The sequence below is a fragment of the Kitasatospora sp. MMS16-BH015 genome (assembly GCF_002943525.1).
Lineage (GTDB): Bacteria > Actinomycetota > Actinomycetes > Streptomycetales > Streptomycetaceae > Kitasatospora.
The window spans coordinates 4,804,648-4,827,291 of sequence record NZ_CP025394.1 but is presented as its reverse complement, the minus strand read 5'-3'; the positions used below and the strand labels follow the sequence as shown (position 1 = coordinate 4,827,291).

The 22,644-nt window shown below is 71.1% G+C and carries 21 protein-coding genes, 1 tRNA gene and 1 pseudogene; 9 read left to right on the top strand and 14 right to left on the bottom strand.

Annotated elements, in window-relative coordinates; genetic code table 11:
* Positions 1-94 precede the first annotated feature (94 nt).
* Genes CFP65_RS20885 through CFP65_RS39125 form a run of 6 tightly spaced genes read right to left on the bottom strand, consistent with a single transcriptional unit; the run spans position 95 to position 5,382 of the window.
* Positions 95-958, bottom strand: coding sequence for a 4'-phosphopantetheinyl transferase superfamily protein (locus CFP65_RS20885; RefSeq protein WP_104817606.1), 864 nt, complete (start codon positions 956-958; stop codon positions 95-97).
* Positions 959-1,276 carry an acyl carrier protein gene (locus CFP65_RS20880; RefSeq protein WP_104817605.1) on the bottom strand — a complete coding sequence of 106 codons (318 nt, stop codon included), beginning with the start codon at positions 1,274-1,276 and terminating at the stop codon, positions 959-961.
* The gene (locus CFP65_RS20875) at positions 1,273-1,587 is read right to left on the bottom strand and encodes an acyl carrier protein (protein ID WP_104817604.1); all 315 of its coding nucleotides are present in this window, start codon (positions 1,585-1,587) and stop codon (positions 1,273-1,275) included. The genes CFP65_RS20880 and CFP65_RS20875 overlap by 4 nt, the downstream gene beginning before the upstream one ends.
* Positions 1,584-3,386 (bottom strand): acyl-CoA dehydrogenase family protein, encoded by a 1,803-nt coding sequence (locus CFP65_RS20870; protein ID WP_104817603.1) that lies wholly within the window; start codon positions 3,384-3,386, stop codon positions 1,584-1,586. Before CFP65_RS20870 ends, CFP65_RS20875 begins: the two co-directional genes overlap by 4 nt.
* Positions 3,379-5,166, bottom strand: a complete 1,788-nt coding sequence (locus CFP65_RS20865) for a fatty acyl-AMP ligase (RefSeq protein ID WP_104817602.1) — start codon at positions 5,164-5,166, stop codon at positions 3,379-3,381. The genes CFP65_RS20870 and CFP65_RS20865 overlap by 8 nt, the downstream gene beginning before the upstream one ends.
* Positions 5,167-5,220: 54 nt before the next feature.
* On the bottom strand, positions 5,221-5,382 hold the full coding sequence (locus CFP65_RS39125) for a hypothetical protein (protein ID WP_158702291.1): 162 nt from the start codon (positions 5,380-5,382) through the stop codon (positions 5,221-5,223).
* Between the two features lie 222 nt (positions 5,383-5,604).
* Here CFP65_RS39125 and CFP65_RS20860 point away from each other — a divergent pair, with 222 nt between their 5' ends.
* The 4 genes from CFP65_RS20860 (at position 5,605) to CFP65_RS20845 (ending at position 11,087) form a co-directional block, all read left to right on the top strand.
* A complete protein-coding gene (locus CFP65_RS20860) occupies positions 5,605-5,889 on the top strand; it encodes a hypothetical protein (protein WP_104817601.1) in 285 nt (94 codons plus the stop codon).
* A gap of 4 nt (positions 5,890-5,893) precedes the next feature.
* Positions 5,894-8,161: a TOMM precursor leader peptide-binding protein gene (locus tag CFP65_RS20855; protein ID WP_104821014.1), complete on the top strand. Its 2,268-nt coding sequence runs from the start codon at positions 5,894-5,896 to the stop codon at positions 8,159-8,161.
* Between the two features lie 29 nt (positions 8,162-8,190).
* The gene (locus CFP65_RS20850) at positions 8,191-9,654 is read left to right on the top strand and encodes a SagB family peptide dehydrogenase (RefSeq protein WP_254552491.1); all 1,464 of its coding nucleotides are present in this window, start codon (positions 8,191-8,193) and stop codon (positions 9,652-9,654) included.
* Positions 9,655-9,932: 278 nt separating this feature from the next.
* On the top strand, positions 9,933-11,087 hold the full coding sequence (locus CFP65_RS20845; protein ID WP_104817600.1) for a sensor histidine kinase: 1,155 nt from the start codon (positions 9,933-9,935) through the stop codon (positions 11,085-11,087).
* Positions 11,088-11,109: 22 nt separating this feature from the next.
* On the opposite strand, the gene CFP65_RS20840 is transcribed toward CFP65_RS20845, so the two are convergent.
* The 3 genes from CFP65_RS20840 to CFP65_RS20830 all read right to left on the bottom strand — a co-directional run bounded on the left by CFP65_RS20840 (position 11,110) and on the right by CFP65_RS20830 (position 12,293).
* On the bottom strand, positions 11,110-11,718 hold the full coding sequence (locus CFP65_RS20840; RefSeq protein WP_104817599.1) for a DNA-binding response regulator: 609 nt from the start codon (positions 11,716-11,718) through the stop codon (positions 11,110-11,112).
* A gap of 181 nt (positions 11,719-11,899) precedes the next feature.
* Complete coding sequence (locus CFP65_RS20835) at positions 11,900-12,115, bottom strand: DUF6059 family protein (RefSeq protein ID WP_104817598.1); 216 nt, start codon at positions 12,113-12,115, stop codon at positions 11,900-11,902.
* A 105-nt stretch (positions 12,116-12,220) separates the two neighbouring features.
* Positions 12,221-12,293, bottom strand: a tRNA-Lys gene (locus tag CFP65_RS20830).
* 644 nt (positions 12,294-12,937) lie between these two features.
* On the opposite strand from CFP65_RS20830, the gene CFP65_RS39120 reads away from it, so the two are divergent.
* The 4 genes from CFP65_RS39120 (at position 12,938) to CFP65_RS20810 (ending at position 15,956) form a co-directional block, all read left to right on the top strand.
* Positions 12,938-13,540, top strand: coding sequence for a hypothetical protein (locus CFP65_RS39120; protein WP_158702290.1), 603 nt, complete (start codon positions 12,938-12,940; stop codon positions 13,538-13,540).
* Between the two features lie 12 nt (positions 13,541-13,552).
* The gene (locus tag CFP65_RS20820) at positions 13,553-14,161 is read left to right on the top strand and encodes a site-specific integrase (protein ID WP_104817596.1); all 609 of its coding nucleotides are present in this window, start codon (positions 13,553-13,555) and stop codon (positions 14,159-14,161) included.
* Between the two features lie 360 nt (positions 14,162-14,521).
* Complete coding sequence (locus tag CFP65_RS20815) at positions 14,522-15,328, top strand: response regulator (protein WP_104817595.1); 807 nt, start codon at positions 14,522-14,524, stop codon at positions 15,326-15,328.
* Between the two features lie 304 nt (positions 15,329-15,632).
* Positions 15,633-15,956 (top strand): hypothetical protein, encoded by a 324-nt coding sequence (locus CFP65_RS20810; RefSeq protein WP_104817594.1) that lies wholly within the window; start codon positions 15,633-15,635, stop codon positions 15,954-15,956.
* A gap of 219 nt (positions 15,957-16,175) precedes the next feature.
* Here the strand turns inward: CFP65_RS20810 and CFP65_RS20805 are convergent, their stop codons facing one another.
* Genes CFP65_RS20805 through CFP65_RS20795 form a run of 3 tightly spaced genes read right to left on the bottom strand, consistent with a single transcriptional unit; the run spans position 16,176 to position 20,149 of the window.
* Positions 16,176-18,683, bottom strand: coding sequence for a hypothetical protein (locus tag CFP65_RS20805; RefSeq protein ID WP_104817593.1), 2,508 nt, complete (start codon positions 18,681-18,683; stop codon positions 16,176-16,178).
* Positions 18,684-18,691: 8 nt separating this feature from the next.
* A complete protein-coding gene (locus CFP65_RS20800; RefSeq protein ID WP_104817592.1) occupies positions 18,692-19,039 on the bottom strand; it encodes a helix-turn-helix transcriptional regulator in 348 nt (115 codons plus the stop codon).
* A 9-nt stretch (positions 19,040-19,048) separates the two neighbouring features.
* Positions 19,049-20,149, bottom strand: coding sequence for a tyrosine-type recombinase/integrase (locus CFP65_RS20795; RefSeq protein WP_104817591.1), 1,101 nt, complete (start codon positions 20,147-20,149; stop codon positions 19,049-19,051).
* A gap of 203 nt (positions 20,150-20,352) precedes the next feature.
* Between CFP65_RS20795 and CFP65_RS20790 the strand changes: the two are divergent.
* Positions 20,353-21,444 (top strand): annotated as a pseudogene (locus tag CFP65_RS20790) (tyrosine-type recombinase/integrase); the annotation flags it as partial.
* Positions 21,445-21,573: 129 nt separating this feature from the next.
* Here the strand turns inward: CFP65_RS20790 and CFP65_RS20785 are convergent.
* Together CFP65_RS20785 and CFP65_RS42535 are read right to left on the bottom strand one after the other, a co-directional pair.
* Positions 21,574-22,068 carry an SMI1/KNR4 family protein gene (locus CFP65_RS20785; protein WP_104817590.1) on the bottom strand — a complete coding sequence of 165 codons (495 nt, stop codon included), beginning with the start codon at positions 22,066-22,068 and terminating at the stop codon, positions 21,574-21,576.
* Entirely contained in the window at positions 22,052-22,261 is a 210-nt protein-coding gene (locus CFP65_RS42535) for a deaminase domain-containing protein (protein WP_371682542.1), read from the bottom strand. The genes CFP65_RS20785 and CFP65_RS42535 overlap by 17 nt, the downstream gene beginning before the upstream one ends.
* Between the last annotated feature and the right edge of the window lie 383 nt (positions 22,262-22,644).

Sequence of the window (22,644 nt, the reverse complement as noted above, 5' to 3'; positions counted from 1 at the left end):
GACAGGAAGCAAGTGCACGGAGTCGGTATGGATTCCTCACCTCCGGCGGGTGAGGACCGCACTGGCAGCCTGCGGGCCGGCTGCCGCATGATGCTCAAGGGGCGTCGGCGGCCCCACCGAGCAGCTCGGCCAGCAGGCCGTCCTCCACCCGCAGCGCGTGCGCCCCGTCACCCGCCTCCCCGAAGCCCGCGTCGTACAGGGCGACGCTCACCGTGTAGCGCTCCTGCAGCAGGGCGGTGCGGAAGGTCCACTCCGCGCCGGTCGCGGGGGAGCCGTCGGGCAGTCGGACGTCCGCCGCCTGGAGCTCCCGCGGCCCGAAGCCGAACTCGGTGAAGCGGAACCGCATGCCCTGGCCGATGGCCTTGCTGTACGCCTCCTTGAGTGTCCACAGGCGCACCAGCGCGGTGTTGCGCTGCTCCTCGGCGATCCGCTCCAGCTCCTCCCGCTCGTGCCGGGTGCACATCTGGGCCTCGGTGCCCAGGCCCACCATCTGCCGGTCACGGAGTTCGGCGTCCACGCCGATCCAGCCGCGCCTGGTCAGCCCGACCACCAGCAGGTCGGCGGTGTGGCTGAGGCTGACGTCCAGCTGTTCGAAACCGCGCAGGTACGGGCGGCCGCCCAGCTTGTAGGCCAGTTCCAGGGCGTGCGGCGGCTCGCCGAGGACCGCGCCGGCGGTGTGCTTGAGCATCAGCCGGGAGGCCACGAAGCGCGCCCGGACGGTCGGGTGGCGCATCCGGCGGAACCGCACCTGGTCGGGCCCGAGCTGATCCGGGATCAGCGGGTCCGACAGGTCCGTCGGCAGCCAGTCGTCCATCCGGGCGTGGACCAGCGCGCTGCCGTACCGGGACACCGCCGCGCGCACGGCCTCCCACGGCCCGTCCGGTCCGCGCACCTGGATCGGGCGGGCGAACATCCCCGGCGTGTTCGGGTTGGCCGCGGGTTCCAGCGAGAAGACCATTCAGACCGCCTCGGCCCGTGGCAACCGCCGCCTCAGGAACTCCGTGACCGAACCGACCGTGCGCAGGTGTGGCAGGGTCTCCGGCAGGGACAGCTCCCCGAGGGCCGGGAAGTGCTCCTGGAGGCGGTGCAGGAACTCCATCAGCATCACCGAGTCGAAGCCGAGGTCGTCCACCAGCTGGAGTTCGTCGTCGAGTTCGGCCCCGAAGCCGGCCTCCGGCTCACCGAAGAGCAGCTCCGGCGTCACCTCGGAGACGGCCAGCAGCGCTGCCTGGAGCCGCGGGCCGACGGTGCAGGCCGCGGTCGCCCCGGTCGTCATGAGCCCGCCCCCGGGCGCGGCCGGCGGACGGCCGCCCTGGCCGCCAGGTGCGCGGCCAACTCGTGGACGGTGGCGTACTCGTAGACCGCGCCGAAGTCGAGCTTCAGCCCGAAGACCTCCTCGATCTCGCCGTACAGGCCGAGCGCCACCACGGAGTCCATGCCGTACTCGATCAACTGCGTGTCAGGGTCGATCGGCCGGGTGCCGGGCAGCTGGGCGTGCAGCCGGGCCGTCAGCCAGCCGCACAGCTCGTGCTCGGTCCCGTCCGTCGAGATGATCGCCAGCGGCGGCCGGCCGTCCGTCCCTCTCATCGACTGTCCCTTCCCTCTCCGTCGGTGGATGTACCGCCGGCCAGCGGCGTGTCGTACAGGTCGTAACTGCGGTGCCCGCCGAACCTCGCCAGCACCTCGGCGAGCAGCGGCTCCTCCTGGTCCACCGGAGGTTTCGGCGTGGGGGTGCCCAGCCGGCGGAGCAGCCGGGTGAGCGCCACGGTCAGCCAGCCCGGGTCGGCCAGGAAGCCGGCGCCGGGGCCCTGCTGATGCCGCCAGACGCCCAGGCAGGCCGCGCCCGTGAGCACCAGGGCGTAGCGGTCGGCCAGGGCCCGGCCGCGCGGGTCGAGCAGCGCGGAGCGGCCGTCCCGGTCGAGGGCGGCGCAGCCCTCCCGCAGGCCGGCCAGCTCCGCCGCGAGCAGGCCGCTCAGTTCGGCCAGGTGTCCGCCGGGGTCCGCCGCGGTGGCCGCCGCCGAGCCCGGCAGCGAGGCGGCCAGCGGGTCACCGGTGGCCGCCGGGCTGAGCCGGCCGAAGTCCAGCGGGGGCAGCCCGCCCGCCTCCAGGCGGAACAGCTCGGCCGGCGGCTCGGCGTCGCGGAGCCAGGACTCCCTTGCCAGCCTTGGCAGTTGAGGGACGACGGTGGCCCGGCAGGCGGCCGACCCGGCCGCGCCGAGCCCGATCATCGGCAGGTCGCGGACGCTCTTGGCGAACGCCCCGTACGCCCCGTCACGGTCGTGGAACTCCGCCCCCAGCAAGGTGGACAGCTCGTACGAGGTGTCCGTGAGCAGCTGCGGCAGCAGGTACTTGACGGCCGCCGCGTACAGCCCGGAGTCGGCGGGGGCGAGGTGCACCGCGCGGGTCGCCACCAGCGCCAGGCAGTCGCACATCAGCAGGTCGACGAAGGCGCCCGCCAGGGTGCTCCTGGCGTGCGACAGGGTCTGCGGCCCGTCCGGCTCGCTCGGCCGCCCCACCACGCCCCGGTCCACCACGCAGGCCACGGCGGTGCGCAGCGCGGTGTCCGCGCAGCCGAGCGCCACGGACGGGCCGACGCTGCGGATGACCGGGAAGAGCCGCAGGGTCAGCTCCAGGCCGCCGCCCGGCTCGCCCACCAGGGCATCGGCGGGCACCGGGCAGTCGGCGAACTCGATCCCGGCCACCAGGCAGCCGCGCACGCCCCGGGTGCGGCGCCTCGGCAGGTCGGCGACCCGGTCCGCCGGCAGCGCCGCCCGGTCGACGAGCAGCACCGAATGGCTGTGCCGCCCCTCGCCGGTCCGGGCGAACAGCACCAGGCGGTCGGCCCGGGAGACATTGGTGAAGGACTCCTTCCGCCCGCTGAGGCGGGCCACCGCCGCGCCCTCGGCCGGCCGGGCGGTCAGCTCGTTGGCCAGGAAGTTGCTGCCGCTCGCCAGCTCCGGATAGGCGGCGACGATCCGGCCGCCGCCGTGCAGCAGGCGCGCCGCGGCCTGCCGCTGGGCGGGGCTGCCGGCCGCCCAGATCACCACGGCGGCCTGGAAGTCGGTGAACCCGTAGCCGAGCCCGAGCGCCGCGTCCCGGCGGAAGACCACCCGCACCACGCGGGCCAGGGCGTCGAGCTCCGTCAGCCGGCCACCGAGCTCGCGCGGCACGAACTCGGCGGTCAACCCGAGCCGCTCCAGCAGCAGTTCGGCCGCCGCGAGCGGCTCCTCCCGGGCGTCGGCCGCGAGGAACGCCGCGGTCCCCAGCGGGTTGGCCGGATCGGCGGGATCGCCGAACCAGCGCTCCAGCTCCGCGACCCGCCGCCGGACCTCGGCCTCCCCGTCCGTTCCCGCCGAGCCGGGGCCGGCCCGGCCGGTGCTAGGCAACGGAGGTCAGCGCGGCCGACGCGCCGTCCGGCTCGCGCGTCGCGTGCAGCGGCTTGATCCGACCAGCCAGGAAGAGCTGCCGCATCGCGGTCCGCCGCAGCTTGCCGCTGGTGGTGCGCCGCACGGTGCCGGGCCGGACCAGGACGACGTGCTCCACCGCGACGCCGAACTCCTCGGCCACGCACCGCCGGACGGCGCCGACCAGCGCGGGCAGCTCCTGCTCGGGGTCCCGATCGCCGGACCGCACCTCCTGGACCACCACCACCTCGTCCTGGTCCGCTCCGACCGCGAAGGCGGCCCCCGAACCGAACAGGACGCTGAGCTTCTGCACCTGCTGCTCGATGTCCTGCGGGTGGAGGTTGCGGCCGGCCACGATCATGACCTCCTTGAGCCGGCCGGCCACGAAGAGCTCGCCCTCGTCGAGGAAGCCCAGGTCACCGGTGCGCAGGTAGCCGCCCTCCTCCGGCCCCGCCCCGGCCGGCACCGCCTGGAAGAGTTCGACGCTCTCCCTGGCCTGGTTCCAGTAGCCCTGGGCCACGCTGCTCCCCCGGATCCAGATCTCGCCGACCTGCCCGTCGGGCAGGCGGCGCCTGGAGTCCGGATCGACGACCAGCGTCTCCAGCTCGTCGATCACCCGGCCGACCGGGACGAACCTGCGCGAAGGCCGGTCCGGTACGGCCGGAGCGACCCGGTTCTTCGCCAGCGCGGCGGCGTCCACCGCGCGGGCCGGCCGCCGGCCGCCGACCGCGACCATCAGGGTGGCCTCGGCCATGCCGTACCCGGCCCGCAGGACGCCGGGGCGCAGCCCGGCCGGGGCGAAGTGCGCCGCGAAGTCGTCCAGCGTCTTGGCCCGGACGGACTCACCGCCGCTGACCGCGATCTCCAGGCGCGACAGGTCGAGCTCCGCGGCCCGCTCCTCGGGGACCCGCCGCACGCACAGCTGGTAGGCGAAGTCGGGGGCGCCGGAGACGGTGATGCCGTACCGGTCGATCATCTGCAGCCAGCGGACGGGCCGATGGGCGAAGGCGACCGGTGGGAGCAGGACGGCCGAGGCGCCGAGGAAGAGCGGGTGCAGCAGCTGGCCGATCAGCCCCATGTCGTGGTGGAACGGCAGCCAACCGCCGATCCGCGAGTGCTCGGTGGTGCCCAGGACCCGCTGGATGGCCCGCTGGTTGGCGAGCAGGTTGGCCTGGCTGACCACGACGCCCCTGGGCTCGCTCACCGAGCCCGAGGTGTACTGCAGCAGGGCCGGCTCGTCCGGCCGGGCCGGCGGGCGGACCCAGGCGTCGGGATCGCCCAGGCCCGGGCGGTCCGTCGCCAGACAGGGGATGTGCGCCTGGCTCACCGTCGCGAGCAGTTGGGACACCGCGGGCCCGTTCGCCGCGTCGGTGAGCACGGCGGCGGCGGCGGTGTCCCGGAGGATCCTGGCCAGCCGCTCGCCGGACTGCCGGGTGCCGGTGGGCGCGGGTGCCGGGACGGGGATCGCACCGGCGTACAGGCAGCCCACGAAGGCCGGGAGGAAGCCGGCGGCGTCCCCGTGGCAGAGCACCACCCGCTGCCCGACCGGCCGGCCCTCCTGCAGCCGGGAGGCGATCCGCTTCGCCGCCCGGTCCAGCTCCCCGTAGCTGACCGGGACGCCCGGCGGCAGCTCTCCGGCGGCGCGCCCCGCGTCGAGGTCCTCACCGCGGACGAAGCGGTAGGCCTCGCGGTCCACCAGCTCCTCGCCCCGGCGAAGCAGCAGATCGGTGAAATCAACGGCTCCCGCCACCATTACCCCCATGACGTCTGGTCCGACGGACGATCGCGTTCGAGCATGTGTGCCACCGCTCAAGCGCTACTCGAAACTCCGGGGACCATCGGTCGGACCGCCCGCACGGCCCAGCAGATGCAGGATGGCCCACGGCGGCGGCATGAATCCGTACACCGCCGCCAGGATGGCGAGCGGCCGGAATGCGGCGACCAGGATCCGTTCGACGACGGGCGTGCCGTGCCCCATGACTCCTCCTCGGGATGGCCGGGGACCGCAGCGTGGCACCGCGCGCTCGAAGACCACTCAGGTCGAAGGCGAGGTTCCGGAACGCCGTGACTTCCTCATGTCGACTGCATGAGGGAGGCACTGGTCAAAGATCGGTCGGATTTCGTTAACTCCTTGCTTGAGCCCGACTCAAAAGTCCGTCGATCCGCAGCCCGACAGTGGCACCGTCATCGGAGGAAGAGCATGTCCATAGACCAGGACTGGCGTTTCGCAGAGCTGATCGTGCGGGCCTTGACCGAGCCCGGCTTACGCCGCCGGTACGAGGAGAACCCCTACCGGGTGCTGGCCGAGGCGGGCATCGGGACGACTCCCGGCGAGGCGGTGCCGGCCCTGCCGGCCGCCGAGGAGCTCGACCTCGTGGTGGACCTGTTCGACCGGCTCCCCGCCGTGGCGCCGGGGCCCGCCTCCTACTGCCTCACCTTCAACGAAACCGAGTACACGGCGGCCCTCTCGGGTGCGGCGGCCTGACGACATGACCACGCAGGCGGGGAACGAGTCGGCGCCGCTGATCGGCTTCAAGCAGCACCTCCGGGCGGAGGTCGTGCCCGGTGACGCCGTCTACCTGATGTCCGAACGCGGGGTGACGGCCGTCGCCGGGGCCGAGCTGGCCGCCCTGGCGCCGCTGCTCGACGGCACCCGGGATCTGCCGACGCTGCTGAGCGAGGCGACACCCACCGTCCGGCCCGAGCAAGTGGCCAAACTGATCGGCCAGTTGACCCACCAGGGGCTGCTCGACCACCGTCCGCCCCAGCGGCCGGCCGAGGCCGGGGACAGCGCGGCCAGGGCGTACTGGGAACTCGCCGGCGGCGCCCCCGAGCGGGCCGGCACCCTGCGGATCACCGCCGTCGGCGAGGTGGACGACGCACCGCTGCGCGCCGCCTGCCTGGCCGCGGGGATCCCGCCGGCCGGGGCGGGCCGGCCGGCCGACCTCGACCTGGTGGTCTGCTCCGACTACCTCGATCCGCGGCTGCGCGCGGTCGACGCCGAGCGGCGGGCCGACGGCCGCCCCTGGCTGCTCACCAAGGTGTGCGGCACCACCCTGTGGGTCGGCCCGGTGTTCCGGCCCGGTGCCGGTGCCTGCTGGAACTGCCTCGCCCACCGGCTCCGGGGGCACCGGCACGCCGAGGCCCCGGTCCGGCTGCGGCATGGCGGTGCCCCGGTGCCCATACCGAAGGCCGCACTCCCGGTCACGGTCGGCCTGGGCGCCCAACTCGCCGCCCTGGAGTGCACCAAGTGGCTGGCCGGCCGCCGCAGCGGCGAGCAGGACTGCGTGACCACCCTGGACACCCTCACCCTCGCCACCCGGTCGCACCGGCTCACCCGCCGCCCCCAGTGCCCGGACTGCGGGGACGCCTCGATGATGGCCGGTCAGGCCGAGCGGCCGGTGGTCCTGACCCACCGCCGGAGCAGGGCCACGGGCGGCGGCCACCGGGCACTCTCCTCGCAGCACGTGCTCAACCGGTACGGGCACCTGCTCAGCCCGGTGACCGGCGTGGTCAAGGACATCCGTCGCGACCCGCGCGGACCCGAACTGCTCAACGTCTACCGGGCCGGGCACAACCCGGCGCTCGGGCCCCGGCGGATGTCCGAACTGCGCGCCACACTGCGCCAGGAGAGCTGCGGCAAGGGCCGGACTCCGCTGGAGGCCCAGGTGGGTGCGCTCTGCGAGGCGGTGGAGCGGATCAGCGGCTCGTGGCAGGGCGACGAGGCCCGGGTCCGCGGCTCGCTGCGCTCGCTCGGCCCGGACGCCGTGCATCCCGGCAGCTGCCAGCTCTGGGACGAGCGGCAGTTCGCCCAGCGGGCCGGGGCGAACGCGGGCGGCCACCCCTTCCACCGGGTCGCCGAGCCCTTCGACCCCGACGCGGTGCTCGACTGGTCACCCGTCTGGTCACTGACCAGGGCGCGCCACGTGCTGTTCCCGACCACCCTGCTCTACTACAACGTCCCCGACCAGCCCGGCCGGCGGATGGTCCACGCCGACTCCAATGGCTGCGCCGCCGGCGGCACGCTGGAGGACGCCGCACTGCAGGGCCTGCTGGAGCTGGTCGAACGGGACGCGGTGGCCCTGTGGTGGTACAACCGCACCCGCCAGCCGGCCGTCGACCTCACCTCCTTCGGCGACCCCTGGACGGCCGAGGTGTGCCAGGCGCACGCCGAACTGGGCCGTGCGGTCTGGGCCCTGGACCTCACCTCGGACCTCGGCGTCCCGGTGGTCGCGGCGCTGTCCCGGCGGACCGGCCGCGGGCCCGAGGACATCGTCTTCGGCTTCGGCGCCCACCCCGACCCGGCCATCGCCCTCTGCCGGGCGCTCACCGAGATGAACCAGCTGCTCCCGCCCGTCCTGGGAGCCCACCCGGACGGGACGGGTTACGGCTGCGCCGACCCGGTCGCCCTGCACTGGTGGCGCACCGCCACCCGGGACGGCATGCCCTACCTCGCCCCGGATCCGGCGGCCCCGGCTCGTACGCCGCTCGACTACGGCTATCGCCCGACTGGAGACCTGCTCGACGAACTCCGGAGCCTGCAGGGAACGTTGGAACAGCGGGGCCTGGAGGTCTGCATACTGGACCAGACCCGCCCCGACCTGGGGCTGCCCGTAGTGCGGACCCTGGTACCGGGCCTGCGGCACTTCTGGCCCCGGTTCGCGCCGGGCCGGCTCTTCGACGTCCCCGTGTCCCTCGGCAGGCTGCCGCGCCCGACACCGTACGAGGAGCTGAATCCGATCCCCCTGTTCGTCTGAGTACACCCGAACCCCGACCAGGAGTCACCGTGCCGTCCGACCAGCCCTCCGACAGCTCCTCCTCCGCCCCCTGGATCAAGCTGTGGTCCCTGCGCGAGGACACCCTGCTGGAGCAGTTGGACGACGGCGCGGTGATGCTCCGCTCCCACTGGGGCGACCTGCACCTCCCGCAGCCCGGCACGGTCCTGACGGAGGCACTGCGCCGGATGTCGCTCGGCCCCGTCCAGTTGGAGAACGTCCCGGGCACCGGTGAACTCCGGTCGAGACTGGGCCTGCTGGCCGCGTTGCAGCGGCTGGGCGGCCTGGTGGTCCGCTCGATCGGGGCACCGGACGGGGAGGAGCCGCTGCTGTCCGTCGTCCCGACGGCCCTCGGTGCCCGGCTCGACCCGGTGCCGGTGCCGGCGGGTCTGCTGCTGCGGCTCTCCCGGTTCGCGGCGCTGCGGTCCACCGGGCGCGGCAGCCTGCTGGAGTCACCGCTGTCGCCCTTCCGCGCCGTCTTCACCCGGCCCGAGGTCGGCTGGCTGATCGCCTCGCTCGGCGGCCCCGTCACGCTGGAACGGGCGGCCGAACGGCTGCCGATCGCCCGGGCGACCGCCGACGCCCTGATCGCCCATCTGATCGCGACCGGCATGGTCGAGGTCGCCGAACAGCCCGCGCGGGCCCACCAGGCCCGCTTCCCCGAGGACCGCGACCCGGCGCTGCTCCCCTGGTCCCACCACGACCTCCGGTTCCACTGGAGCAGCCGCCCCGGTCTGCACGACCAGCCGTTCGGCGCCACCTACCCGCTGCGCGGCAGGCAGGACCGGCTCCCGCCCCTCAAGCCCGTGCCGCCCGGCACCCGGATCCCCCTGCCCCGGCCCGACCCCGAAAAGCCGGGCTGGGAAGCCTCCCTGGCCGAGGTGCTGGACCAGCGGCGGTCGGTCCGCCGACACGGGCCGAGGCCGGTGACGCTCCAACAGCTGGGCGAGCTGCTCCACCGCGCCCTGCGCGTCCGGGGCACCGGCAGCCCCGCCCCCTCGGACGACCACCCGGGGACGAACAGTCGCCCGTACCCCAGCGGCGGCGCCTGCGCCGAGTTGGAGTTCTACCTCACCGTCGGACGCTGCGCCGACCTCGACCCCGGCGTCTACTACTACGACCCGCTCGGCCACGCGCTGGTCCGGCTCGCCTCGGGCACACCGCCGGCCGCCACGCTGCTGCGCGAGGCCCAGAGCGGCGCCGGGATGACCGCACCGCCCGACCTGCTGCTCACCATGACCGCCCGATTCGCCCGGGTCTCCTGGAAGTACAGCGGACTCTCCTACGCGCTGACCCTGAAACACGTCGGCGTGGTGCAGCAGACGCTGTACCTGCTGACCACCGGCATGGGCCTGGCCGGCTGCGCGCTGGGGACCGGTGACACCAGCCTCTCGGCCGAGGCCTTCGGCCTGGACTGGCGGGTCGAGTCGGCGGTCGGCGAGTTCATCCTCGGCTCCCTGCCGGAGGACCGGTAGGTCCGGTCGAGGTCTCCCGGGCGGATCGCTCACGCTCTACCATCATCCAGAGCACCCGGTCCACCCCAGCCACACCCGGCCCTCCCGGGCCGCCTCACACCTTACGGAGAGCCATGACGGCCAGTGCCAGAAGGTGGAAGCCCCTGTCGTTAGAGCAGCGGGCTCCTGACGCCCCGGAGGATCCCATCGAGCACCCGGGCCGTCAGGAGCCGGGCGTACGGGTCCTGGGCATCCGAGCGCCCGCCCCGCACTTCGCGCTGGCCGTGGTGTGGTCGGTCATGACGGCGTTCCTCGTCATGCAGATCGTCGACATCCTCGGCGAGGCCCTCACTGTGCCCACCGTGGTCTGCGCCCTGACCGTGCTGCCGGCCACCATCGGTCTGCAACTGGTGCACACGCTCCCCCGATGTCGGCGCCTGCGCGCCCGGTACGGGCGGTGGACCTTGCTCGCCCAGGCGCTGCTCACCACCGTGCCCCCGCTGTTCCTCGGCTGGCCCTGGGGCGGCATGGGCGGCTTCGTCGGCGCCTCGATGCTGTCGCTGCTGCCGTTGCGGGCAGCCCTGCCGGCCTTCGGCTGCCTGGTCACGGCCATCGGCCTGGGCGCCGGCCTGGAGGCCCACAGCAAGCCGGGCCTGGTGATCTACATGGTGGTGTCCACGCTGGTCACCGGCGTCATCGTCTACAGCCTCACCCTGCTCGCCAACCTCACGCTCGCCGTCCACGAGGCGCAGGACGACATCGCCCGGGTCGCCGTCATCAAGGAGCGGCTGCGGTTCGCCCGCGACCTGCACGACCTGCTGGGGTACAGCCTCTCCGCGATCACGCTGAAGAGCGAGCTCGCCCACGCCATGGTCAACCGCTCGCCCGACCGGGCCTCGGCAGAGCTGGAGAGCATTATCGGCCTGTCCCGCCAGGCCCTGCGCGACGTACGCGAGGTGGCGCGCAGCTACCGGTCCATGTCGCTGCTGACGGAGCTCTCCTCGGCCCGCTCGGTGCTCTCGGCCGCCGGGATCGACGCGCATCTGCGGGTGGAGTACGGGCGCCTCTCGGCGGACGCCGACACGGTCCTCGCCACCGTGCTGCGCGAGGGCATCACCAATGTGATCCGGCACAGCAAGGCGTCGCGGTGCGTCATCGAGGCGGTCGCCCAGGACGGCGCGACCAGCCTGCGGCTGGCCAACGACGGCGTGCCGACCCACGACCAGGACGGCGGCCGAGCCCCCGAGGCCTGGCTCGCCGCGGGCAACGGCGGCCTCGACAACCTGGCCGCCCGGCTGGCCGACGTCAACGGGACGCTCACGGTCGAGGTCCGTGCGGACGGTTGGTTCCACCTGGAGGCCGAGATCTCGCCGCCCGCCGAGCTCGCCGCCACCGCCACCGCCACCGACGCCGCCGACGACGGCGCCGCCGAGGGTGCGAGCCGGGTGGCCTGAGGCCGCCCTCGGCCGGCCCGTGCTACACCCAGCCGGCGTCGCGGGCGATCCGCACGGCGTCCAACCGGTTGCGGGCGTTCAGCTTGACCACCGTCGAGGTCAGGTAGTTCCGGACCGTCCCGTCCGACAGGTACAGCCGGCGGGCGATCTCGGTGACCCCGGCACCGTCGGCCGCCAGCCGCAGCACCTCGGTCTCACGCTCCGTCAGCGGGCTGTCCCCACTGTCCCAGGCGGCCACCATCAGCTCCGGGTCGACCACCCGCTCGCCCTGCGCCACCCGGCGGATGGCATGGGCCAGTTCGCCGGACGGAGCGTCCTTGAGGAGGAACCCGCGCACGCCGGCCGCGAGCGCCCGGCGGAACGTGCCCGGGCGGCCGAGGCTGGTCAGGATCAGCGTCCGGCACTCGGGCATCGCCTCGTGCAGCAGTGCCGCCGCGGTGAGCCCGTCCATTCCGGCCAGGTCGATGTCGATGACGGCCACATCGGGCTGCCGTTTCAAGGCGGTCGGTAAGATCTCGTCCCCGTTGGCCAACTCCGCGACCACCGCGATGTCCTCTTCCAGGTCGAGCAGCGCCACCAGTGCGCCCCGCACCATGTGCATGTCCTCGGCCAGCAAAACCCTGATGGTCACCGCAGCCCCCCGCTTGTCCGCTCCAGAACGGCTCGAATACCGCTCAACAGCGCCATGGTGGAGATGCTACCCACGTGCACCCCGTCGGATCCAAGGATCACCGGGGGGATCACCTGAGTCCCCGTCAGGCAGGTCCGGGCCCGCCCTCCCGGTCCTCAGGCGATCGTCCACCGACCGGCGGCTACCGGAGCTCCCGCTGCAACCTCCGTTCCAGGGGGCTCAGCGGCTCCATCGGGCAGAGCCGTTCGGGATGACCCGGCGTCGGGCCGGACAGCACCGGCTGGTCCACCGCCCCGACCGGGACCATCAGCCCGAAGAACGTCCCGCAGGCCATCAGCCCCAGCATCACGGGCGAGTCCAGTAACCTCACCAGGCTTCGCACTATCGACGTACCCATCGTGGGCGTCTCCTCCCTCCGACCGGGAGTAGGGTCCCGGCCCGGGGGAGTGTGCGCGCCACGGCTCGAGGAACGCACAAGCGTCACCCAAGGATGTGTTCTCGGTGGGGCGCCAGGGGCTCGAACCCTGAACCTACGGATTAAAAGTCCGCAGCTCTGCCAATTGAGCTAGCGCCCCGACAACATCCACATCATGCCAGACACTGCCGCCGGGTGCCGTCAAATCCGGCATCCGGGCAGGTCAGGAGCGGTATATCGGCACCAGCCCGCGCCGCCCCTGACTGAGACCGCCATGCTCACGCCATCTTGATGCCGTCCCGTGCCGAATCGTCCGAAGGCGTTCGGCCACACCTTGGCCACACCCAGCGAGTGACTGGACATCAGATGGGCGTGTTCTGATGGTCCTCCCGCGCAGGTGGGAGGGCTCCGAGTGCTTGTGTGAGCTCGACAGGTGGTCCGGCGGCGCGCCGGGACGGCTACGGCGGACCGGACTGCTGCGAGCCGGGCCTGCGGCGCAGCACGGATACCGGCTGTACGGGCCGTCGGTGCTCGGCGTTAGCAGGCACGGACCACCGTTGTCCGGGAAACGACGCGAAGCCCGTCCCTTGGGCGAACGTGTACAAGCCGTCCGGGAGCGGCGCGGCGCGCGCCGGGGATCGTGGCTGCCAGGAACGGATCTACTCCGAGGAGGTTGCCGTGCGCGGTGACGGGAGTGTCTTCAAGCGCTGCGGGTGCCGGGATCCCCGCAGCAGGCGCCAGCTGGGCAGCCACTGTCCGAAGCTCTCGCAGCGCACTCACGGAGCGTGGTACGTCTCGCTCCCCGTGTGGGCCACCAAGGAGGAGCCCCGGTCGCGGCTGCGCCAGGGCGGCTACCCGACCAAGACCGCGGCCACAGCCGCCTTGCGACGGCTCACCGAACCTCCGTCGCCGCGGCGGCGGGCCCGGCTGAGCACCGCCACGTGGCTGGAACGATGGCTGGAGGGCGCTGCGGAGCGCCTTCGTCCCACGACCGTGCGCGGCTACCGAAAGCACGTCGAGCAGTACCTGGCACCGCTGATCGGCCGCGTTCCACTGCGTGCGCTGACCTACGCCGACGTAGAGTCGGTGTTCGCCAGGATCGCCCTCAAGCACCGCGCCGCCGGCAAGAACCCATTGAGCGCGAGCACCGTGCGGCGCATCCAGGCTACGCTGCGGGCCGCGCTGGCCGCCGCTGTCAACGCCGGGCTGATCGACCACAATCCGGCCCGCGACCTCAGCCTGCCCAGGGAACGGCGACCTCAGCCACAGGTCTGGACGGACTCCCTCGTCGACCGGTGGCGCCTCACCGGCCACCGACCCGCAGTGGCGGTGTGGACACCCGTCCAGACGGCGCGTTTCCTCCATCTCATCCGCGACCACCGCCTGCACGCCCTCTACCGCCTCTAAGCCACCCGGGGTTTGCGCCGCGGCGAGGCACTCGCACTACGGTGGACCGACATCGACTTCGAACACCGCGTACTGAACGTGGAACGCCAACTGCAGAAACTGGCAGGCGGAGTGATCACGATCTGCGAGCCGAAGAGCAGAGCCGGCACACGACAGATCGCGCTCGACCACGACACCATCCGCTCCCTGCGTGCCCACCAACGCCGCCAGGAAGCCGAACAGACCACCGCCGGCGGCACCTGGACAGACAGCGGCTACGTCTTCACCACCGTCCTCGGCGAGCCCCTCGCACCAGACCATGTCGGCCACGTCTTCCAGCAGTTGGTCCGCCGCCACGGCCTACCGCCGGTCCGGCTGCACGACCTCCGCCACGGCGCGGCCAGCATGGCCCTGAGCGCCCACGTCGACCTGAAAGTCATCCAGCACCAGATCGGCCACGCCAGCATCGTCACCACCGCCGACACCTACGTATCTGTCTTGCCTCAGATCGCCCGCGAAGGCGCCGAGGCCACCGCCCGACTCCTGCGCGAAGCCGCCCGGGGGTATGCGCGCGGCCAATGGCGCGCCTCCGGACGAGAGCGCCCCGGCCGCCACGACGACGCAGGGGGAGAAGCTGCTTAGCTCCTAGCCCCCGGCAACACCCCAGGCGCATCCACGGCTTCGTCCCCACCGCGCCAGACGGCTCACCCACCGACCCATCCAACCTGACCCGACACTTCACCGCGCTGTGCCGGGCTGCCAGGCTCCGCCGCATCCGGTTGGTGAGTCGGCCCGGGAGCGGTGCCGGGATTGCTCCCGGTCCATTTCCCCGCGCCGCTCTCCGAACCTGCCGTATGGGTAACTTCGGTTATCAGAACCTGCGGAATGCCTGGAGGTCGTGGATTGGTCGGCTCTCCCGTCCGCGTGTGATGGTGTACTGACGCCTCGTCATGGGGAAGATCCACGCGCGTTGGCACCAAGCCGGCCAGTGAGGAGACAGCCATGTCCGAGACCACGCCCAACTCGAAGGGCCCCGCACCGGTCCAGTCCACGCCTGCGAAGGCTGAACCCGCGCTGATCCCGGCGGACCAGATCGAGCCCGAGGGCACGGTCGACGGTTCCATGGCTCGTGTCCTGTGCATCGAGGATGACCAAGCCACCAGCCGCGCGATCCAAACCGCCTTCGCAGCCGAGGCAGTGACTGTTGAGGTCGCAGAATCCGGCGAGGCCGGACTCGCTGCTGCAAAGCTGTACGACTACGACATCATCATTCTTGATCTCATGCTTCCGGACATCAGTGGCTTCGAGGTGCTGCTCAGGCTGCGCGGCGCGAATCCGAAGGCTCCTGTCGTGGTGCTCCGCAGTTCGGCGGAAGACTTGAAGCTGAAGGGGTTCGGCCTCGGGGCCGATGACTATCTCACGAAGCCTTTCAATCGGGATGAACTCATTTGGCGAGTCAAGCAGGTGCTCAGCGCCGTCTCCGGCTCAACTACGCCCAACTCAAAGGGACCGGCCCCGATCCAGTCCACGCCCGGAACGACCGAACCCGCGCCGATTCCGGCATCCGAAGTGACTCCCGAGGACGTGGGCACGCTGTCGATCGAGTACCGCGATGGTCTGCCCGTGATCGTCGTCAGCGGCGGAAGGGTTCTTCCGGCTCAGCTCCCCGTCGTCGATTCGGATGGGCTTGCCATTGCAACGTATGGATCGGTCACCACACCCGAGGGCGCGGCAGGTAGCGCCCAATACCAGCTGGTGGATCTCTTCGGCGAGGGCGTGCCCGGAGTGCTTTACCAAAGCGAGCGCTAGTCCACCATGATGCGAGGGTGCGCACGCTGTGTCGGAGTGCTGGCTCGCGACGACGAAGGACCCCGGCGGTCGCGGCCACCAGCGGGGCCCTTTCTGCTGCGTTTCCGCAGGTCGTGATGCCTCCAGCGACGTCGATGCAATTCCCCGGGCTTTATGGGTAACTTCCGCTATCAGAACCTGCGGAATGCCCGCAGGTCGGCAGTGACAGGGCGCCTCCGATCTGTCAACCGTGATAGTGAGCTGACGCCCCATCATGGGAAGATCTGCATGCGTCGGCACCGGGCCGGCCGGTGAGGAGATACCCATGTCCGAGAACACGCCCCAGGCCAAGGGGCCGGCCACGGTCCAGCTCACGCCCGAGACGACGGAACTTGCGCTGATCCCAGCCGACCAGGTCAACCCCGAGGATCTGGGCACGCTCAGCCTGCGCTACGTGGACGGCGTGGCCCAGCTCGTCGTCAGCGGCGGTCGCGCCATCCCGCAGACCATTGCCATCGTGGACTACTCGGGGGCACCCGTCGCGGCATACTCGGCGGGCGCTCTAAGTGCCGAGTCACGCAACGCATACTCTGGCGTCGCGGGGGCCGCCGCACTTGCCCTGATCCCTGGTCTCGATCAGGGCAGGTAGGCCATCCCCCGGTGACCCCGGCGTCGTGGACCATTTCCACTTCGGTGCCGGCCTCGCAGAACCCGTGCCGAAGCCGGAGTGCTGTCCGGTCCCGTCGGTCGCTACCGATAGGGCCCTTGGCGCGTTTCCGCAGGTCGTGATCTTCTGCGCGACGTTGAAATTTCCCCGGGGTCCATGGGCAACCTCCGCGATCAGAGCTATGCCCCCAACGGGAGCGGGTCAGCGGCGGGCGAGGTCTGCGGCGTAGTCGCTGCCGAAGCCGCTGGCCTCGCGCTGCCAGGTGTCGGCGGTGTTCTGGTGGAATCCCAGCAGCCGGCTGACGACGACAGCGGACAGCTCGGCGGCGAGGTCCATGAGGGCTGTGTTCCGGGCCGCCCGAGGGCGGATGCCGAGCGCGCGCAGGCGATGCGCAAGGTGCTCGGGGCTCATCGGGCGGCCTGCCAGGCCGCCGGGGAACAGCCAGTTCGACTCCTGGACGGGTGTCGCGGCCGCGTGGCCGACGCGGCGCTGAACGAGGACGCGGAGCAGGTCGTCCAACGGCGGCGGCAGGTCGACTGGGGTCCGGCCGAGCTGGAGCGTGACCTTGTCGCCGTGGTCGGTGACCTGGTCGGTGCGCAGGAGACTGATCCGGCTGGGCGGCTGGGCGAGCAGGAGCAGAAGGAGACCTGCGGCGCGGTCCACTACGTCGAGCGTGTCGTCTCCGGCCAGGCGCTGGACCTGGGACCAGCGGTGGTCCCGGGCGATGACGGAGGCGGTGAAGTCGCCGCGGTACCAAGGTGCTTGCAGCCCGACGGCGTGACCGCGGCGGCTGGCCCAGAGCAGGAAGTTGCGAACGAGCACGCGCTGGATGGGGCCGTCGGCGAGCCAGGCGTCGACGTGGTCCTGGGTGCAGGTGCCCAGCGCGGTGCCCTGCTGCTCGAGCCACTCCATGAGGCGCACGATGTTCCGGACCTCGTGCCGCACGGCGATGGCTCGGCCCGCAGTCACGGGCTGGCCCTCCGGCAGACGTCGGAGTCGGCGCAGGTGGTACCAGGTCGCGAAGCTGCGAAGGGCCTTCCGGTCGTCGGGATTCGCGACGCGGAGGTAGGTCTTCGCCAGCCACGACTCCAGATCGGCGAGCCGCTCGTCGCGAGCGGGCAGGGCCCCGCCCGCGACGAGGGCGGCGCGCACGGCCTTGACCGTCTTGGGCGGCCCGAGCCGGTCGAGCAGAGCGTGGGTCACCGGCCCGGAGCTTGTGGCCAGGGTGCCGAGCAGGCTGCGGCAGGTGGTCGAGGAGCGTGTCCACCGCAGAACAGCGAGAGGAGGAAGTACGTGGAGCAGTGCGTGGAAGACGGGCTCGATGTCGGAGCGCATCGTGGTGTTCTCGTCGGAGAGCACGGCGCGCAGAGCACGACGGGCGCTGCAGGCCGCGCACAGGCTGTGGTGGAACTGCTTCTCCACAGTCCCGCATTCGCCGCACGGCCTGCGGGCGACCGGGTGCTTGGACCAGCAGACCTCGCAGAGCGGCTCGTTGTCCGGCGTCCGGCCGTACACGACGCGGGCGTTGCCGCAGCTGTCGCAGGGCAGTCGTGGCTGCCCGCACGGCTTGCACAGGGGCTGGCCGTCCGGCGTGCGGTAGTTGGCGCGCCGCTCGATGCCGCACTGGCTGCAGGGCTTGGGCTTCTGGGCACGGGTCGAGCAGGAGCCGCAGATCGGCGTGCTGGTCTGGGCGTGGTGGACCGGGCGCGACCGGCCGCAGACCGAGCAGATCGCGGTCGGTCTCTCGCAGCAGCGCCGGCACAGGATGCCGTCGGCGGTGCGCTGAACAGGTCGTCCGGAGGTGCCACAGCGGATGCAGGGCTGGTGGTGGAAGGTGTCGTGGCCTCGGCACGACGTGCACAGCGGGGCGCCGTCGAACGTACGGGCGGCCACCCAGGTGGTGCGTCCGCAGGCCGAGCACGGTTCGGAGCGGGCCTCGCGCCAGCAGCTCTTGCAGCACCGCACGCCGTCGCGGTCGAGGGACTGCGCGGGGCGGATCTTGCAGAAGGGGCACAGCGGCTCGCTCAGTTCGGCCGCGCCGCGATCGACCAGGGCCTTGACCAGCGGGAGGGTCTTGGGCGGACCGGTGACGGCGTGCTCGGTGAGCAGGTCGGGCTGGTCCTCCAGGGCCCAGAGGAGGCGGAGCTGGCCGTGGCGGCTGGGAACGGCTTCCCGGATGGCCTCCGCGACGGTGTCGATGGTCAGCCCGATGGGGAGGGCCGCGACGCGTTCGCTGAGTTCGCGGAAGACGTCCCGGTCGGGCTCGGGCAGGTGCCGGCGGCAGCGCGGCCGGCCGTCGCGGTCACGGACGGCGAAGTTGGTCCCGCCGCAGATCACGCACGGGTTGGCGAGCGCGATGAGGCGCCCCTTGCAGGGCGTGCAGATGCGCTGGGTGCCGTCGCGGGCGGGGAGCGGGCGTTCCTTCCGGCAACGGCCGCACTGGGGCAGCCGCAGGTGGCGGGCTCCGTGGTCGATCAGCGCGCGGATCAGGTGCTCGATACTCCTCGGGCCCTCGGGCCGGGTGGAGGTCAGCAGCTGAGGGTCGGCGTGCAACGCCTCGGCGAGCAGGCGCCGGTCGGGTCGGCGCCGCACGGCGGCGACCAGGACGGCCTCGACGTCGGCGGCCGACAGCTGGGTATCGGCAGCCAGTACGGCTTCGACGATGACGCGCTCAGGCTCGGTCGCGAACCGCGGCAGGTGATCGGCCACGGAAGCGCCTACTCGGAAACGATGCGGGCCCGGCGGGGCCTGAACTCGCCCACTCCGGAGGGCCCTTCGCTCCCACCTGTGGCCGAGCCGGCCGCTGCTGCCTTGCGGCGCCCGGCGCCAGCCGCAGCGACGGGCTCGATGAGCTCGTCCATCGTGCAGCCGAGGATGTCCAGGAGGGCCATCAGCGTCTTCAGGCTCAGCCGCTCCGGCCGCTCGACCACCAGGCGATAGGTCTGGCTGGGCGACAAGTCGATCTCGCGCTCGGCCAGCAGCGGGCGCAGGTCGGTGGTGGAGAACATTCCGCGGGTGGCCATCACCTCCCGCAGGTGCCAGCGGTAGTCCAGTTTTGCCGTCACGTCGATTCCCTACTGTTCGTTGCGCAGAGCGCGGTCCAGGACCGTGCGCATCATCGTGTTCATGAAGTCGCCGCTGACGCCGGTGTAGAGGGCCGTTGTCGAGGCGAAGCGGTGGCCGACCTGATTCTGGACGAAGACGGGGTCGGCGCCGTCCTCGATCTGGTGGGTGACGTGGCTGTGCCGCAGGCAGTGCGGCACCAGCTCCTTGTCCAGGCCCAGGGCGTCGCGGTACGTCGCGAAGCGGTCCTCGATCTCGCGGGCCTGGAGCCGGCCGCCGCGCTCGGTCAGCCACAGAGCCGGGCTGCGGCCGGCGGCGGAGTAGCGGGGGCGGACGTTGACGACGTAGTCCTCGACCGCTTCGACCGCCCACGGCATCACGCTGAGCACCGTGCGGCGCCTCGGCGGCGAGCCCTTGGTCCGCTTCCCGTACCGCACGTGGAGCGAGCCGAACGGGCCAAGCTCGGGGGCCTTGGGGTTGCGGTACCAGTCCGTGGTGTCGAGCTTCGAGGTCTCGGTGCAACGCAGGCCCCAGCCATAGATCGCCTTGAACACCGTCGCGTCGCGGTAGGCCGCCAAGGCTCCCTTGCGGCCGAGCCGGACCGCCCGGTCAACCTGCTCGTCGGCGTAGTCGAGAAAGAGCTGGATCTCCTCGCGCGTCATCGGCCGGCGGTCGGGGCCGCCCTCGTAGTCGACGAGGTGGGCCGCGGTGTTCCACTCGTGGCAGATCTGAACCGGGTGGGTGCCGAACCGGGCCTCGCACTCCTGTGGCCACTGGTAGTGCGGCGAGGTGATGTAGTCGCAGAACAGCCGCAGCGTGGTCTGGTAGCCGCGGATCGTCGACTCGGCCCGCCTCAACTCGCCGATCAGGTAGGTCATCCACTCGTCGACGTCTGCGGCGGACCACTGCCAGGGGTAGGCGTTGGTGAACTTGTTGAACCGGCGCACGAGCTGCTGGCGGCCCCGGACCGTGTCTGGCTGTAGGCGCCGCCCGCCGAGCTGCTGACGTGCCCAGCCCTCCAGCATCCCGTCGAACACGGCGTCCTCGGGGTGCAGCAGCGCGACGCCGTCGAGCAGCACCAGCCGCGCGGACCCCTCGCTTAGACCTCTCAACGACCCGCACTCCCTAGATCACTGGATGCGAGAATCATGCATCAAATGCAAGCCTGTCCGCAAAAGCGCAGGTAAGAGCCCTTCAACGACACCAGAGGATGGTGCTTCAATGTCGCAGTTCAGCCCCACGTCCAGCTCGCGATCGGTCATCGGACGCAATTCCCCGGGGTCTGCCGATCTCCTGGTAGGTGTAGCGGGAGACCGTCACATCCTGGATCCGGAAGTACTCGACCCCGTCGGCCGCGATCACCCAGCACCCGGAGGCAGCGAGGTGTCGGTGGACCTGGCTCTACCTGATACCCGGGCTCGGCCGGATGAAGCTCGCCAAACTCACCGTCAAGGACGTCCGCACCTGGCTTGACCAGTTCCGCACCTGCTGCCAGTACTGCGTACGCGGCCTCGATGCCGCCCGTGTCCCGAACGCGCCGGAGGAGGCTGGTCGTCCCCGCTGCTGCGTGATCGGAAAGTGCTGCGGCAAGCGGTTCTCCGCGCTGACCCTCGCCTACGTGCATTCCGTGCTCAAGTCCGCCCTGGAGCACGCCGTCCGCGAAGAGGAGATCCCCCGTAACGTCGCCCGCAACGTCCGCATGGGCACCCCGAGGCCCCGCCGCTTCGAACCCCTCACCGCCGACGAAGCCCGCATCTTCCTCGCCGCCGCCCAGGGACACCGGCTGAGCGCGCTGTTCGAACTCGCCCTACGCACCGGGCTTCGTAAGGGCGAACTCCTCGGCCTGCGCTGGGAAGACCTCGACCTGACCGGCGGAACCGCCAGCATCCGCCGCACCCTCCAGCGCACCAACACCGGCGGCCTGACCGCCCTCCCAACCAAGACCCAGAGCTCCGAACGGCGGATCGCCCTGCCGACGCCGTGCGTGCGCTCACTCGGACAGCACCGCGACCGGCAGCGCCAGGAGCGCGAAGCAGCAGGTTCGGGCTGGAAAGGCAGCGGCTACGTCTTCACCCGGACCAACGGCGCCCCGATCGAGGGAGCCACCCTCACCCGGCACTTCAACGCCGTGCTCCGCCTGGCCAAGCTCCGCCGCATCCGCTTCCACGACCTCCGGCACTCGGCGGCGACCCTCCTCCTGGAACAAGGCGTCGAACTCGTCGTCATCAAGGAACTCCTCGGCCACGCCCACATCGGCGTCACCGCCACCGTGTACGCCCACGTCCGGCTCCGCCTCCAGCGCGACGCCATCGACCTCCTCGGCAACGCCCTCCGCCGCCCCACAGACGGCAGCGCCGAGCCCGACGATGGCGGCGATCCGCCGTCTTGTGCAGCACCCGTCCGCTGACGTTGCCGTCAACCGTTGCCGTCAAGACGCACAGAAGCCCCGTCAGAGTTGAATCTGACGGGGCTTCTGAATATTACTCACCGGGCGACGCTACTCGCCCGGAAAGTCGTGTCCATATTCAATCAAGCATCATTTTCGCGCAGCCAAAGCGAGATCCCTCGATGACTGGTCCGCCAGGAATTCACTAAACGAATCCCACCGAGCGCGAAGCTCAGCACTGCCTTCCTGATACATGGCTACAGGCGGATCGTCGCTCCCCGAAGGCTCCAGCCAATAGACTTGATATCCCTGATGCATCGCAAAGACGATTGCATTCTCTGCGATGAGATGAGAGGCACTATTCTCGACCAGAAGCTCCAGCGCGTCGGGCTTAATCCCCATCAACTCCGGATAGAAGGCATCCGTGCCAATCAGAAACTGCCCAGCACTGCGACCCATATTACGAAGAAACTCTTCGTAATACATGGGAAGCGAGTCGACATGTTGATCGACACGGACGCTCTCGATCTCTTCCGCCCCTAGGCCAGCGACCGCGGGCCCTCTCCCGATGGCCTCGATAGACCGGATCAGATCATTGAAGAAGCTGACCATGCGGTCTCGCCCATCGCTATCCAGTGGTGACATTGATCGTAACTCCTGGGAATCGCTCTTGGAATTGCTGGATCACCGATTGACAACTTGGGCAAACCTCTCGCTCGGAGTACATGTTGACAGTCCCCGATGAGCGCGGCGTCAACCCCTCCGCAAGATTCTCCAAAACCTGCCACTCGGAATCAGATTCCCTGCCGCTAGGGTCGAAAATAGGATTCTTCGGCACCCCCACCGAACCGGGATTCTGATGCGAGCCGCTGACTCCAATCAGCTGCCCTGTCCCACCATCGACATCATACTGAGCAACCGCGATATTCCTGCGCCCACCTACTCCGTTGGCAGCGTCAGCGCGATATGCCGCAGCAACCTCTTGCGGTGTCCCGCAAAGTCCGTTGCTGTTATGCACGAGCACTGGCGTGCCGCCCGCCAGTACATAGTACGGATGACCTGGCCGAAAGTCAGGCTGTGGATAGCCTGCGGGGATGTTTGGAAACTGCGATGGTGAGGTCGAATTGGAAAAATGACAAGGAGTCGACCATCTCGTGTCGCGTGTCGAGGGCGCGCCACGTGTGCCCTCGACACGCTATCCCTGATTCAGATACAGATCCT

What these genes read in the sequence shown, in the direction of transcription:
- CFP65_RS20815 (WP_104817595.1), top strand. Translation starts at nt 14,522, where the DNA reads ATGTCCGAGACCACGCCCAACTCGAAGGGCCCCGCACCGGTCCAGTCC.
- CFP65_RS20865 (WP_104817602.1), bottom strand. Translation starts at nt 5,166, where the DNA reads ATGGGGGTAATGGTGGCGGGAGCCGTTGATTTCACCGATCTGCTGCTT.
- CFP65_RS20860 (WP_104817601.1), top strand. Translation starts at nt 5,605, where the DNA reads ATGTCCATAGACCAGGACTGGCGTTTCGCAGAGCTGATCGTGCGGGCC.
- CFP65_RS20880 (WP_104817605.1), bottom strand. Translation starts at nt 1,276, where the DNA reads ATGACGACCGGGGCGACCGCGGCCTGCACCGTCGGCCCGCGGCTCCAG.
- CFP65_RS20855 (WP_104821014.1), top strand. Translation starts at nt 5,894, where the DNA reads ATGACCACGCAGGCGGGGAACGAGTCGGCGCCGCTGATCGGCTTCAAG.
- CFP65_RS20875 (WP_104817604.1), bottom strand. Translation starts at nt 1,587, where the DNA reads ATGAGAGGGACGGACGGCCGGCCGCCGCTGGCGATCATCTCGACGGAC.
- CFP65_RS20885 (WP_104817606.1), bottom strand. Translation starts at nt 958, where the DNA reads ATGGTCTTCTCGCTGGAACCCGCGGCCAACCCGAACACGCCGGGGATG.
- CFP65_RS20845 (WP_104817600.1), top strand. Translation starts at nt 9,933, where the DNA reads ATGACGGCGTTCCTCGTCATGCAGATCGTCGACATCCTCGGCGAGGCC.
- CFP65_RS20785 (WP_104817590.1), bottom strand. Translation starts at nt 22,068, where the DNA reads ATGTCACCACTGGATAGCGATGGGCGAGACCGCATGGTCAGCTTCTTC.
- CFP65_RS20810 (WP_104817594.1), top strand. Translation starts at nt 15,633, where the DNA reads ATGTCCGAGAACACGCCCCAGGCCAAGGGGCCGGCCACGGTCCAGCTC.
- CFP65_RS20835 (WP_104817598.1), bottom strand. Translation starts at nt 12,115, where the DNA reads ATGGGTACGTCGATAGTGCGAAGCCTGGTGAGGTTACTGGACTCGCCC.
- CFP65_RS39125 (WP_158702291.1), bottom strand. Translation starts at nt 5,382, where the DNA reads ATGGGGCACGGCACGCCCGTCGTCGAACGGATCCTGGTCGCCGCATTC.